The organism is Shewanella loihica PV-4 (assembly GCF_000016065.1).
GTDB lineage: Bacteria > Pseudomonadota > Gammaproteobacteria > Enterobacterales > Shewanellaceae > Shewanella > Shewanella loihica.
The window spans coordinates 1,012,871-1,025,811 of record NC_009092.1 but is presented as its reverse complement, the minus strand read 5'-3'; the positions used below and the strand labels follow the sequence as shown (position 1 = coordinate 1,025,811).

The 12,941-nt window shown below is 56.2% G+C and carries 12 protein-coding genes; 6 read left to right on the top strand and 6 right to left on the bottom strand.

Features of this window, described 5'->3' with window-relative positions; all coding sequences use genetic code 11:
- Nucleotides 1–335 precede the first annotated feature (335 nt).
- From SHEW_RS04640 to SHEW_RS04625, 4 genes are all read right to left on the bottom strand, one after another.
- Entirely contained in the window at nt 336–857 is a 522-nt protein-coding gene (locus SHEW_RS04640) for a GNAT family N-acetyltransferase (RefSeq protein WP_011864708.1), read from the bottom strand.
- A 182-nt stretch (nt 858–1,039) separates the two neighbouring features.
- On the bottom strand, nt 1,040–2,116 hold the full coding sequence (locus SHEW_RS04635; protein WP_223294763.1) for an ACP S-malonyltransferase: 1,077 nt from the start codon (nt 2,114–2,116) through the stop codon (nt 1,040–1,042).
- Between the two features lie 14 nt (nt 2,117–2,130).
- A complete protein-coding gene (locus tag SHEW_RS04630) occupies nt 2,131–4,422 on the bottom strand; it encodes a dehydrogenase E1 component subunit alpha/beta (RefSeq protein WP_011864706.1) in 2,292 nt (763 codons plus the stop codon).
- Nucleotides 4,423–4,530: 108 nt separating this feature from the next.
- Entirely contained in the window at nt 4,531–5,706 is a 1,176-nt protein-coding gene (locus SHEW_RS04625) for an acyl-CoA dehydrogenase (RefSeq protein ID WP_011864705.1), read from the bottom strand.
- A gap of 188 nt (nt 5,707–5,894) precedes the next feature.
- Here SHEW_RS04625 and SHEW_RS04620 point away from each other — a divergent pair, with 188 nt between their 5' ends.
- From SHEW_RS04620 to SHEW_RS04600, 5 genes are all read left to right on the top strand, one after another.
- Complete coding sequence (locus SHEW_RS04620; RefSeq protein ID WP_011864704.1) at nt 5,895–6,731, top strand: LysR family transcriptional regulator; 837 nt, start codon at nt 5,895–5,897, stop codon at nt 6,729–6,731.
- Nucleotides 6,732–6,904: 173 nt separating this feature from the next.
- The gene (locus SHEW_RS04615; RefSeq protein WP_041406431.1) at nt 6,905–7,786 is read left to right on the top strand and encodes a MipA/OmpV family protein; all 882 of its coding nucleotides are present in this window, start codon (nt 6,905–6,907) and stop codon (nt 7,784–7,786) included.
- A 107-nt stretch (nt 7,787–7,893) separates the two neighbouring features.
- Nucleotides 7,894–8,202 carry a DUF3019 domain-containing protein gene (locus SHEW_RS04610; protein ID WP_258406173.1) on the top strand — a complete coding sequence of 103 codons (309 nt, stop codon included), beginning with the start codon at nt 7,894–7,896 and terminating at the stop codon, nt 8,200–8,202.
- Nucleotides 8,202–8,915 (top strand): response regulator, encoded by a 714-nt coding sequence (locus tag SHEW_RS04605; RefSeq protein ID WP_011864701.1) that lies wholly within the window; start codon nt 8,202–8,204, stop codon nt 8,913–8,915. Before SHEW_RS04610 ends, SHEW_RS04605 begins: the two co-directional genes overlap by 1 nt.
- Before the next feature lie 10 nt (nt 8,916–8,925).
- Nucleotides 8,926–10,209 (top strand): ATP-binding protein, encoded by a 1,284-nt coding sequence (locus SHEW_RS04600; protein ID WP_011864700.1) that lies wholly within the window; start codon nt 8,926–8,928, stop codon nt 10,207–10,209.
- Nucleotides 10,210–10,287: 78 nt separating this feature from the next.
- Here SHEW_RS04600 and SHEW_RS04595 read toward each other — a convergent pair whose 3' ends face one another.
- The gene (locus tag SHEW_RS04595) at nt 10,288–10,560 is read right to left on the bottom strand and encodes a DUF1289 domain-containing protein (protein ID WP_011864699.1); all 273 of its coding nucleotides are present in this window, start codon (nt 10,558–10,560) and stop codon (nt 10,288–10,290) included.
- Nucleotides 10,561–10,751: 191 nt separating this feature from the next.
- Between SHEW_RS04595 and SHEW_RS04590 the strand changes: the two genes are divergently transcribed.
- Nucleotides 10,752–11,291 carry a DUF4136 domain-containing protein gene (locus SHEW_RS04590; protein ID WP_011864698.1) on the top strand — a complete coding sequence of 180 codons (540 nt, stop codon included), beginning with the start codon at nt 10,752–10,754 and terminating at the stop codon, nt 11,289–11,291.
- 12 nt (nt 11,292–11,303) lie between these two features.
- On the opposite strand, the gene SHEW_RS04585 is transcribed toward SHEW_RS04590, so the two are convergent.
- Nucleotides 11,304–12,773: an AAA family ATPase gene (locus SHEW_RS04585; RefSeq protein WP_011864697.1), complete on the bottom strand. Its 1,470-nt coding sequence runs from the start codon at nt 12,771–12,773 to the stop codon at nt 11,304–11,306.
- Nucleotides 12,774–12,941: the final 168 nt, after the last annotated feature.

Here is a 12,941-nt window from a genome sequence, read left to right as displayed (position 1 = left end):
CTAATAAATTCATTAAGATAAACATGAGATGCAGACCGCGTGAGATTGGAATCACAAAAGGCGAGGTTTCGAGGGGTTCATCACAAAGGGAGTTTCGTACCGTCCCAGGATAAACATCAGATGCTAATGAAAAGCGGGCCAGACAAGATAAGCCTCACGCTTCTCCACTTGTCGTGATCCAGCCCACAAAAAAATCAGCAGAGGGGCTTAGTTAACCATCTGCTGATCTAGATCAGTTTTGCGCCTCAACTAAAAGCTAATTTTGCGCTTAGCTTGTGTGACTGGCTTAAGTGTGTAGCTCGAGCCAAAGCTCTTAGCCAAGTTTTTTAAAGGGCTTAGCAGCATCTGGCCATCAGGAAAGCATTCACATAGCGGCCATCCCGAAAGGCGTAATCTTTGGCCTCACCTTCTATCTCGAATCCATGGGATTTATAGAGGGCGACGGCAGCCTCGTTGTCGGTATAGACCTCGAGCTCGATGCGCCGTACCGCCAGCCAGTTGGTCGCCAGATCTATCATGGCCCCCAGCAAGGCACTGCCAATCCCCTGCCCGCGGGCCGACTCGCATACCGCCATGCCAAAGTTGGCCACGTGCTTGCGCCTGGCATTGCTATAGACCTCCATGCCGAGCTGGCCCACAATCTTGCCCTCGCGCACGGCCACCAGGCTGTAACAGTTCTCCGGCAGATCCTTCAGCCGCTTCTGCCAGAAGGTCAGCGACGGATAGGGACGCTGCAGGGTGCCGGCATAACAGCTGCGCTGGCCATAGAGGGCAAAAATCCCCTCTATGTCGCCATCTGTGCTGTGACGTATGCTGATCTCTGGGGCTTGGGGGGAATCAAACTGATGCTCTGCCATAAACGTCCTATATTTCCTTATAAAAGAAGGCAATATGCCACAGTATCAATATGCCATAGTTGCAATAAGCTAAGCAATGACAGTATGAACAAGGCCGCCGCTCCTCCGGCTAGAGGCCTAACCCGTAGCACTAATCCGCAACACTTACCCCTAGCACTAATCCACAACACTAATCCGTAACACTAGGCCTTACCCGTAGCAAGCAGCCGCTGCGCCGGATTCCCCATGGCGATCAGCTTAGGCGCCTGTTTCTGCGCCTCGCTGAAATCCTGCTTGCTCTGCCAGCCGAACCACTGGTTGGCGATCAGCGTCTGCGCCACGGGGCCGCCTAAGGTGTTGCCCGGGCCGAGCACTATCACACAATCAGGGGCAAACTCCTTCACCCCAACCGCCATCGCCTGACTGAAGTCATAGGGCGCCACCACCTGATGATCTAAGGTGTAGTTGTGCAGCCTTTCCATGTCGCTGGAGAAGCGCCCCCAGATCTGTCCCCGGCCATCCACCATGGGCAGCTTAGGCTGATGAAACAGCGACACGGGCAGTGCCTGCTGACCCCGGCGGGCGATCTCTTGCAGCAGCGGCGAGTGAAAGGCGCCGTGGTTGTAGAGGCGCATAGGGTAGCGCTCCTCCAGCTTGGGCAGACGGGCCTCGGCCTGGGTAAGACCCGCCTCGTTACCCGCCAGCACGCGATAGCCCCCGAGATGAATAGAGGTGTAGAGCTCACAGCCCGCCTCCTGGTTCACCTCATCGATGACCTTATCCAGCAATGCTGTCTTGGCGTTGTCCCGGCGCCAGTTCTCATCCATCTCGGGATAGATCATCTGCCCGCCGATCAGGCCATCACTCATCATGCTGCCCATGGTGTTGATCACCTCGAAAGCGCCGCGCTCATCCAGGGCGCCGGCCAGTGCCAACGCGATATACCAGCCCATGGAGTTACCGGTCACCACCACTATCTCAAAGCGCTCGCGATCGATATCCATGAAGTCGGCCATGGCGCAGGCATAGATGAGGGCCGAGGCATTCTCCCCCGGCGTATGTAGCTTGAAGGAGTACTTCCCTTGGCCATCGAGGTCGGCAATCGGCCGCTGGCCCAGGTCACGCCGATAGGCATCGATCGCCTCGATAAAGTCGGACTTATCGCCGTGGTATCTGGCGAGATAGCCGAGCTCCTCCTTGTTGTAGCATCCTCTTCCCGGCGCCACCACCAAGGCCCTTAGCTTACCCGCCGCACTACCCGCTTGATCGCTCTTCATCATCTTGGCTTCCTGTGTCATAAGACTTGTCTCACTCCCGCATCCTGGATGGTTTCACTGCCCTCATCGTCAACGGCGTGCTCGCCAACCAGGGCCTGCTCACCAACCAGGGCCAGGGCAGCCTCGACAATTTGCGAGCGGCTCGGCAGTGGCAGAGTCGCCGCCTCGGCCAGCGGGATAAAGCAATCCTCGGCGGTGAGCCTGGCCATCTGCGGCGCGAGATCCCCCAAGCGCTCATGGACGCAGGTCACTATCGCCTCGCTTACCGAGCCACTGCGGCGGCACTCATCGACGATCAACAGATGTTCGCACTCGCTCACCGCCGCGATGATCGCCTCCTCGTTGAGGGGGATGAGATAGCGCAAGTCGATCACCCGACAGTCGATGCCGAGCTTAGATAGCTCGCGCTCGGCCTGACGGCTGAGATAATAGCCGTTGCCATAGCTGAGGATGGCCAGCGTCTTACCCTTGCCATAGACCCCCAGCTCACCATAGGGCAGGGCTTTGGCCTTTTCCTGAGGACAATAGTCATGACTCCAGAGGCCATCTCCCTCCTCATGGAGATCCCGTGTCATATACAGGGCGATAGGCTCTAAGAAGATCACCAGTCGCTGCTCCTGCTCGGCCAGCCGCACGCATTCCCGCAGCATCCCCATGGCATCGGCGCCGTTGGAGGGACAGGCCAGTATGAGGCCGGGAATGTCACGAAACACAGCCAGTGAGTTGTCGTTATGGAAGTGACCGCCGAAACCCTTCTGATAACCCAGGCCGGCGATGCGGATCACCATGGGGTTGCTAAACTGACCGTTGGAGAAAAACGGCAGGGTCGCCGCCTCGCCGCGGATCTGATCCTCGGCGTTATGGACATAGGCAAGAAACTGGATCTCCGGAATCGGCAGCAGGCCGTTGTGGGCCATACCTATGGCCAGGCCTAAGATTGAGGTCTCATCCAACAGGGTATTGATCACCCGGTTGGGGCCGAAACGCTCCACCAGGCGCGAGGTCACATGATAGACACCGCCCTTCTTGCCCACATCCTCACCGCAGACCACTATGTTCTGCTGGCGCGCCATTAACTCAGTGAGTGTCATGTTGATAAGCTTGCCCATGTGTAGCGGCTTACCCAGAGAGTTTTTGTCCGCACTAAAGAGCTGAGCGAAGGCCTCATCGGTCAGGTTATGGTGAGTCAAGGGCTTGTCATTGACGGGCGGGATCACCGCCGCCATCGCCGCCTTGGCGCTGGTTAGTTTTGGCCGCTCAACCGCCACCATGGCGATGGCGGCGATGCGCGCCTTGAGCGTCTGATACTGATTAATTATCTCGTCCGGGCTCATCAGCTTGGCTTCGATGATCTGCTTGGCACTGAGCAGCAATGGGTCCTGAGCCTCGTTATCGAAGATCTTCTGTTTGCTGAGATAGGCGATTTCGGCGTCGCTGCCGGCATGGCCCATCAGACGCACGGTTCTGACATGCAAGAAGACGGGCTTGCGCTTGACCCTGGCATACTCAGCCGCCTGACGACTGACCCGATAGCAGTCCAGCAGATCCCGCCCATCACAGTAGAAATACTTGATGCCGGCGCGGTCTTTAAAGTTGGCGGCTATCCAGCCGTTTGGGGTCGCGGTAGAGATACCTATGCCATTGTCTTCACAGACAAACAGCAGCGGCAGCGGCACCTGCTGGTAGGCGGCCCAACCGGCGGCATTGATCGCCGTCTGCGCGCTGGCATGGTTGGCCGAGGCGTCGCCGAAGTTACAGAACACCAGGCTGTCTTCGGGCAAGGCGCTGTCGATATCTAACCTATGCGTCAGCGGAATGCTCAGGGCCGCCCCCACCGCCTTGGGCAGATGCGAGGCTATGGTGGAGGTCTGTGGTGGTATCATCAGCCGCTTACTGCCGAGCACCTTGTGACGCCCGCCGGAGATAGGGTCTTCGCTGGAGGCGGCAAAAGAAAGCAGCATGTCCCACAGGGAGGTCTCGCCGGGCACCTGGCGCGCCCTCTCTATCATAAAGGCCGCGCTGCGATAGTGCAGAAATGCCATATCGGTCGGGCGCAGGGCCGCGGCGCAGGCGGCGTTGCCTTCGTGACCCGAGCTGCCTATGGTGTAGAAGCCCTGATTACGGGCGCGCATCTTACGGGACTCGAGATCCAGCAGGCGGCTCTTCATCTGTGACTCGAAGATGCCGACGAAATCGGCGTCACTGAGCCCCAGGCGGGTATGGCACCAGCCCTGCTCTATCTCTAAAAAATCTTGCTGTGATACTCGTTCGACAAATTGCCTGTCGAGGGCAATAGCTCTATCTTCCAAGTTGATCTACCTCAATTGGGCGCAACTAGGCCTATACCACAGGCGTTCACTCGGCCGCTGCGACGAGAAGGCGGAGCGACGCCGTCGCTCCGAGCTGAAGGAGAAGGATTACCCGAAGGCCTGAATGCCGGTCTGCGCACGCCCCAGGATGAGCGCATGAATATCATGGGTACCCTCGTAGGTGTTGACGGCCTCGAGGTTCATCACGTGACGGATCACATGGAACTCGTCGCTGATGCCGTTACCGCCATGCATGTCGCGGGAGGTACGGGCGATCTCCAGCGCCTTACCGCAGGAGTTACGCTTGATGAGTGAGATGGCCTCGACGGGCAACGCGTCCTGATCCATCAGGCGACCGGCCTGCAGGCAGGCAAACAAGCCTGTGGTGATCTCTGTCTGCATGTCGGCCAGCTTCTTCTGGATCAGCTGAGTGGCCGCCAGTGGGCGGTTAAACTGAATACGGTCCAGGCTGTATTGACGCGCCGCGTGCCAGCAAAACTCTGCCGCCCCCAGTGCGCCCCAGGCGATGCCGTAGCGGGCCTTGTTGAGACAGCCGAACGGCCCCTTGAGTCCCTCAACGTTAGGCAGCAGCGCCTCTTCACCCACCTCGACATTGTCCATCACTATCTCGCCGGTGATCGAAGCTCTAAGGCTGAACTTACCCTCAATCTTAGGTGCGCTCAGCCCCTTCATCCCCTTCTCTAGGATGAAGCCACGGATCACCCCGTCGAGCTTGGCCCACACCACAAACACATCGGCGATAGGCGAGTTAGTGATCCACATCTTGGCACCGTTGAGACGATAGCCGCCGTCGATACGCTCGGCGCGGGTCTTCATCCCACCGGGATCCGAGCCCACATCCGGCTCGGTCAGACCGAAACAGCCCACCCACTCGCCGGTTGCCAGCTTAGGCAGGTATTTCTGACGCTGCTGCTCGTTGCCATAGGCATAGATGGGGTGCATCACCAGGGAGGACTGCACGCTCATGGCGCTGCGATAGCCGCTATCGACCCGTTCAATCTCTCGGGCCACCAGGCCATAACTGACATAGTTGGCGTTGGCGCAGCCATAGGCCTCGGGCAGAGTCGCCCCCAGGAGTCCGAGCTCGCCCAGTTCATTCATGATCTCACGGTCGAAATGCTCATTGCGATTGGCCATCAATACCCGGGTCATCAACTTCTCTTGGGCATAGTCGTGCACCATGTCGCGGATCATGCGTTCATCTTCGCTAAGCAACGCATCGAATTGCAGTGGATCTTGCCAATCAAATTTCACTCGAGCCATGAGTCTGTTCCTTGCTGTCATTTATTGTTGTGTTGCAACTGGTGACTAATTCACCACTTGCTAATTCGACTAGCATAGGCATAATTTATCCGTAGGAAAAATATTCTTTTTGTTTAGCTTGCATAGCTATTACCTATATCTTACGTAAGCGTAAAGATGAGCTCCAACACTAACCTAAGAGCCTAGCCATGAACCTCAGAGCCCTGAGTTACTTTGTCGCCGTCTACGATAAGGGCACCATCAGCGCCGCCGCCAAGCAGTGCTATATCGCCCAGCCCTCTATCTCCTCGGCCATCAGTCAACTCGAAGACGAGCTCAACACTCAGCTGTTCCAGCGTCACGGCAGAGGTGTGAGCCCAACAGAGTCGGCAGAGCGCCTCTATCCCCTGGCTCAGCGGCTGCTAAACGAGTCCAAGGCGATCGCTTCGCTGTTTAATACGCCAGAGCAGCGCCAACCCTTCAAGCTTGGGCTGATCAACTCCCTCGGGGTGCAGCGCATGAGCATGCTGCTCAAAGACTTCAGCCAGGCCTGCCATGATATGGAGCTCACCCTGGTCGAGGCCAACGAGCCCTGCGACGCCCGCATCATCACCACCAGTCAGCTAAAGTCGGATGAGGTGTTTCAGCCCATCTGGCATGACGACTACCTGCTGGCGATCCCCTCGACCATGAGCCTGGCCCTGAAGAAGGAGATCCGCCTGCAGGATCTTAGCGGCCAGCCCTTCATCCACCGCGCGCCCTGCGAGGCCCTGGCGGATCTGCAGCAGCTGATGGATCTCGAGGGGATAAAGATGCAGATCCGCGCGCGGATCCAGACGGTAGAGTACGCGGTAGGCTTGGTGGCGGCCGGGGTCGGCATCGCCCTGGTGCCCGCCCTGCCGGTATTGATGGAGCAGAGCAACATCATCTATAAGGCGATTGGCGATCTGCAGCTCAGGCGCACCGTCGGCCTGGCCATGCAAAGAGAGGGTGAGCGCACCGAGCAGCAGAAACAGTTGCAACAAGTCAGCAAACTCTATAGCTAAAAGGGATCACAGCGGCGTACTCGCCAGGCAACATCTTGCCAAAACTTAACCAACACTAGGCATGAAGCTGTATCATTTTGCATCAGCAGCAGCGAAAACGCTGTGCATATATGACGTAAATGGTAATCTTTTGCTTAGACTCCTGTTTGACCCGATTTAGTGTATCTATACCCATGAAAAACAAGCTGCTGACAAGCCTACTTACCTCTTTGCTCCTCTGCTTTGCCGTGCAGGCCGAAGAGCAGAAGGTTTGTCATATGGATGATGAATGTGTCGAAGTTGGTCAGTGGCAACTTGGTCTGGCGCTGGGCTATGGTGAGCGTAGCAATCCTGTTCGCGACTACGACGATATCCCCATCTACCTGGCACCTACCCTGGCCTACTATGGCGACAGATGGTTTTTCGACAATGGCAATCTGGGTTACACCCTGGCGGATGAGGAGCTATTTAGCGTCAACCTGACCACCAGCTTCAGCAGCGACAGCGCCTACTTCTACCGTTGGGACCCGTCGAACATCTTTATCTCTGGCACTAGCCAACTCAGCTCAACACCATCGGCATTTACCTCTCGTTTTCAAGCCTTTGGCGCCGAGCCCGAACCGGTATTTAATGAGCTGGAAGACAGAAAATTTACACTTCTTGGCGGAGCAGAAGCGTTTATTTACACACCAATGGGTATAATCAACCTCGCCCTGGCCCACGATCTTTTCGACGTGCACTCCGGTATGGAGGCCAAGGTGAAGTGGCTCTACAACCTATCATGGACCGACTGGAAATTTGAATTCGCCGCAGTGGCTAACTGGAAGAGCGAAGAGATCATCAACTACTATTACGGCGTACGTCCAAGTGAGAACACCTATTGGAGTGAACGCTACCGTGCCGGTTCTGGCACTAATTTAGGATTAGAATTGACGACACAATACATAATGAGTGAGCACTGGGAGTTGCTCTTCCTGGTACGCTATACCGACTTGGCCGATGAAATCACCGCCAGTCCGCTCGTCACTGAAAGTTACACCAACACCTACTTTATCGGCACTGCCTATAGGTTCTAAGGTTAGTGTTTTCAATGACTTTCAAGCTGATACAGGCAACTCTTGTCATCATTTTACTGTGTAACATTACCTATGCCGCGGGCCAAGAGTCTACGGCCAGCTTGTCGTTGTCACCCCAATTTTGCATCACGGCCGATGTCGAGCAGAGCTGTGAAATCGAGTTGGTACTAAACTGGGAGACCCCCTATCCCCAGGTAGTTTGCATCATGTCGGATCATAACGAGCTGGAGAAGTGGTGCGCCGACTCGCCCAATACCCATTCACTCACCCTGAAGGTTGAGACACAAAAAGATATTCAATTTGTCATGATAGACAAAGAAAGCCACCAAACCTTGGCCGGCGTAAAATTAAAAGTTACCCCTACTTCGGCGCCTCAGGTGAGACGTCGTTATCGCAACCCCTGGAGTCTATTCTAATGACAGAATCTCAATCGACCCATAGAGTCTTGCTCGTCGAAGACGATATTCGTCTGGCAAACCTGATTGTGGATTATTTAAAGTCGCATGGAATGCACGTGGAAGTTGAGCGTCGCGGTGATACCGTACTGACCCGACTGATCAACTACAAACCAGATATCATCTTGCTCGATATCATGCTGCCAGGGATGGATGGCCTTACCCTCTGTGAAAAACTGCCCGACTACTTCGCCGGTCCTATCCTGCTGATGAGCGCCCTGGGTTCCAACGAAGATCAGATCAAGGGGCTGGAGCTGGGCGCCGACGATTATGTGGTCAAGCCAGTAGATCCTGCGCTGCTTATCGCCCGCATCAATAATCTGCTGCGACGCACCGCCAAGCCGCCACAGGCGGAGTCTCACTGCCTGAGCTTCGGCAAGCTAAGCATAGATCCGCACACTCAGGCGATTCGCCTTGGCGATCTCGAGGTGGATCTCACCAGCCATGAGTTTGAACTCCTCTGGCTGCTGGCCTCACAGGCGGGCCAGGTACTGAGCCGCCAATATATCTATCAATACCTGCTCAACATCGATTTCGACGGTAAGGACAGGAAGATCGACGTGCGTATCTCACGGCTACGTAAGAAGTTAGGTGACAATATCGAAACCCCATTTAGAATTAAGACGGTATGGGGTCAGGGATATCTGTTCGCCCCAGAAGCCTGGAACAACTAACGGAGCTGCGTTGAAACGACTCTTCATCAGCCTATACCTGCTACTGAGCCTCAGTTTTCTCGGTATAGGCTGGACCTTAGACAGCATCTGGCAAAACAATGTCGACGATAGCGGTGTGCAGGATGCGCCGCTCATCGCCTTAGCCCAGCTGATCGGCAACCTGCCTGAGAGCCAGCGCGAGGCGTTTCTCGCCGAGCTTAGTACCCAACAAAGCTATCCCCTCAGGCTACTGCCTAAGGCTCAGGTGGCGGTCAACCTAGACGACTCCCTCGCGCGCGACAGCGTCTTGGTCACGGCGCCGGATGAACAACACGAGCTGCATTTTATCCAGGTGGATGACCAGCAGATCCTGATGGCCGGCCCCATAGAGATAGATCCCAGGGAGCAGCTGCGCGGCCTGTTTACCCTCTTCTTCTACCTCTCCCTGGCACTGGTCGCGCTGATCTGGGTATGGCCCCTGTCACGGGACCTCAAGACCTTGCGCCTGGCGACCAAGGCATTTGGCCAGGCCAAGTGGGACACCCAAATTCAACTCTCCAGCCGCTCTCAGGTGCAGCCGCTGGCCAGCACCTTCAACGAGATGGCGCGCCACATCAGCGCCCTGATAGAGAACCAGAAGCATCTCTCCAACGCCGTCTCCCACGAGATAAGAACGCCTCTGGCCCGGCTCAAATTTGCCCTGGCCCTGGTGCCCCAATACTGCGCGCCGGACTCTGATCCCGCTCAGCGACAGGCGTTTCTCGACGAGATGCAGCAGGATGTCAAAGAGATGGAGACCCTGCTGCAGGAGCTGCTGACCTACGCCAGCCTGGAGTCTCAGCAGCAAGATCTGGAATTTGAGTGCTGCGAGCTGACCCGGCTTACCCAGCAGACCATCAGCCGGCTGCAAAATCGCCACAGCATTCCGATTTATTTTGACGAGCAGACACCTGAGCTGAAGGTGATGGGCGACCCGTCACTCATCGAGCGGGCACTGCAAAACCTGATCATCAACGCCCAGCGTTTCGCCCAAAGTCATATCACTATCGCCATCCGTCAGGACAACAAATCGGTACAGCTAGAGGTGATGGACGATGGCCCGGGCATCGCCGCCGTGGATCAGGAGAAGATCTTCGAGCCCTTCTATCGCAGCAAGGTGGTGCAGAACGGCAACAAGGGTCATGGCCTGGGACTGGCCATCATCAAACGGATCATGCACAAACACAATGGCCGGGTGTCGCTGGCCAGCGAGCCTGGCAATACTGTATTTACCCTGAGCTGGCCCAGGGTGAGCGCGAACAGACTAAGAAAATAGCAGGCGGGAAATTGGCCTAAACGGGAAGCTGGTGTCTTGATGAGGGCGCACTCGAGATCGAGTTAACCCCAGCCGAGATCATTCGGCATCGATATCAAAGTCCAGCGATTGGGTCGCGGCGGCACGCTCCTCCAGGATAGCCGTCTTCTTCGCCTTTAACAGGGCCAGGCGACGACGGCGATGGCGCTGCTTACACAGGCGAATCACCTCATTTTTCTGGGCGTCAGAGAAGTTCAGCCAGTTGAAGCGCTCGTCTCTGCTACGCAGGCAGCCCTTGCAATAGCCCCTGGCGTCTGTCTGACAGACACCAATACAGGGACTGGGGATCTCGAAAAACTCTAACTGTTCCATGGGGGCTAGCCGCACCTAATTATCTATGTCATCTTGAATTCGGACTCACATAAGGGGACGCTAAATGAGCCTATAGTTAAAACATAACCTAATTCTCGGCAACTGGCTAAACTTTATTCATATCGCTACACTAAAAACTCTTGTATAAATAAGCTGATAGCTGAATTTATGATTATTTCACAGGAAGCCCTATGAACTCACTACGCCTGCCCATCCTCACAATCGCCGCCTTGCTACTGGGCGCCTGTGCCAGCAAACCCACCACAGATTACGATACCCAATTTGATTTTAATTCGCTCAAGCGTTTCACCCTGCAGAGACCGGCCAATATCGGCGACCCACTCAGCACTGAGCGAATCGATAGTGCCATCGTCGACAGCCTGACACAGCGCGGCTATAGCCAGGTCGCCGAACAGTCTCAGTTTATGGTGACCTATGGCTTTAAGGTGGTGGACAAGCCAAAGAGCTCAGGCCTCTCAATCGGCTTAGGCACAGGCAGCTGGGGCAGCTCTGGCGGCGTAGGTGTAGGCACCAGCGTCGGCGTGCCTTTGGGTAGCGACAGCGCCAAGATGCAGATCATCCAGATAGATATCGTCGACAGCGCCAGCAACAAGCTTATTTGGCGCGGCAGCGACAAGTTTGATTACGATGACGGCGGCGAGAAGAAGGCCAAAGAGACCCGGGAAACCGTGAACAAGATTCTCTCTCAGTTTCCCCCTAAGGCCCAATAATCTCCCCGGGCGCTATTGATGGGCGTTGACCGTACGCCCCTTTGCCCAATCACGCAGCGCAGCCAGCTTTTCCCGCATCACCACGGACAGGGGCCGCGTCTTCATCAACTCCCCCAACAGCAGCTGCTGTGATACGTTCTGCTCCAGCGCCCGCGCCGTGTAACGGGCCGAGATGATCGCCTGCTCTATCTCGGCGCCGGAGAAGCCCTGACTGGCCTGTGACAGCTTAGCCAGATCGAAGTTGAGCGGGTCCAGCTGACGCCGCTGCAGATGTATCAGGAAGATCGCCTGGCGCACGCTGTCGTCGGGCAGATCCACGAAGAAGATCTCATCCATCCTGCCCTTACGCATCAGCTCGGGTGGCAAGGCGCTGATATCGTTGGCCGTGGCCACCAGAAACACCTCAGATTTACGCTCGGCCATCCAGGTGAGTAGCGCGCCGAGTATCCGCTTAGAGGTGCCATCGTCGCTGCTGCCGCTACTGAGCCCCTTCTCTATCTCGTCGATCCACAAGACACAGGGGGCCATGAGGTCGGCCAGCGCCAGGGCGTTGCGCAGATTCTTCTCTGTCTCGCCGATATACTTGTTATATAGCGCCGACATATCCAGACGCAGCAGGGGCCGCTGCCACATGCCCGCCACCGCCTTGGCCGCCAGGCTCTTGCCGCTGCCCTGTACCCCCAGCAGCAGAATCCCCTTGGGATGATCGACCCGCCCCTCAGCACTCGATGCAGGGCTACGCTGGGACAGCCATTTCTTGAGGTTATGCAGGCCGGCCACCTGAGAGAAGTCGCTGGTGTCATATTCGAACTGTAATACGCCTTCCATATCCAACAGCTTAAACTTGCCCTGGTTGATCCTGTCGACATCCGAGTGGGTGATGGCTCCGTCGTCCACTATCGCCTTGTGGGCCAGGCGACGGGCATCGTCGAAGGTCAGCCCCCTGAGGTTCTCCGCCAACTTGAGCACCGCATCTTCATCGACGCTCTGCAGCAAACCATCGGCACGGGCCCTGTCTATCTGCTCATAGATGAGATTTTGCAGCTGCGCCGTATCCGGCAGCGAGATGGAGAAATGGGCGCAGTAGCGTTTAATCTCGGGTGGAATATCGAAGGCATGGCTCACCAGGACTATGGTATGTTTCAGCGCCTCATACTCCAGCGCGATCTCCTTGAGCAGACGCACATTCTTTGGCGCGTTGTCGACGAAGGGATGAAAGTCACACAACACATAGATCCCCTGCTGACTGGTGGACTTAATCTGCCCCAGGATCTCCGTGGGATCTGTGTTGAACTTCTGGGTTCCCATCTTCACATCGGCGCGGGTAAGGCCTTGAGTGATGCTCCAGGTGAACAGCGGCTGATACAAGATGGTCGACACCCGCTTTAGCAGCTCGATCACCCGGTACTCTTCATAGGTTTCGATCACCACTATGGGGGTGTTTGAGCGCAGGACGGCGGTGAGGTCCCTGATATCTTGCATAATCATCCTTAAAAAAAATAGTGGGTCGCCAGGCTCTATACTCGCTTAGTCGGCCTGGTGCAGCATCAGCTATTGATACCCCACAAGCCGGGTAAATTCAATCTCATCGGTATCTGATGGCACATTTCGCCCCCGGACTGATCCCGAGAGGAGTTGCTGGCGTACAGA

Coding starts and splice junctions, on each gene's coding strand:
- SHEW_RS04640 (WP_011864708.1), bottom strand. CDS start 857: ATGGCAGAGCATCAGTTTGATTCCCCCCAAGCCCCAGAGATCAGCATA.
- SHEW_RS04635 (WP_223294763.1), bottom strand. CDS start 2,116: ATGATGAAGAGCGATCAAGCGGGTAGTGCGGCGGGTAAGCTAAGGGCC.
- SHEW_RS04625 (WP_011864705.1), bottom strand. CDS start 5,706: ATGGCTCGAGTGAAATTTGATTGGCAAGATCCACTGCAATTCGATGCG.
- SHEW_RS04620 (WP_011864704.1), top strand. CDS start 5,895: ATGAACCTCAGAGCCCTGAGTTACTTTGTCGCCGTCTACGATAAGGGC.
- SHEW_RS04615 (WP_041406431.1), top strand. CDS start 6,905: ATGAAAAACAAGCTGCTGACAAGCCTACTTACCTCTTTGCTCCTCTGC.
- SHEW_RS04605 (WP_011864701.1), top strand. CDS start 8,202: ATGACAGAATCTCAATCGACCCATAGAGTCTTGCTCGTCGAAGACGAT.
- SHEW_RS04595 (WP_011864699.1), bottom strand. CDS start 10,560: ATGGAACAGTTAGAGTTTTTCGAGATCCCCAGTCCCTGTATTGGTGTC.
- SHEW_RS04590 (WP_011864698.1), top strand. CDS start 10,752: ATGAACTCACTACGCCTGCCCATCCTCACAATCGCCGCCTTGCTACTG.
- SHEW_RS04585 (WP_011864697.1), bottom strand. CDS start 12,773: ATGCAAGATATCAGGGACCTCACCGCCGTCCTGCGCTCAAACACCCCC.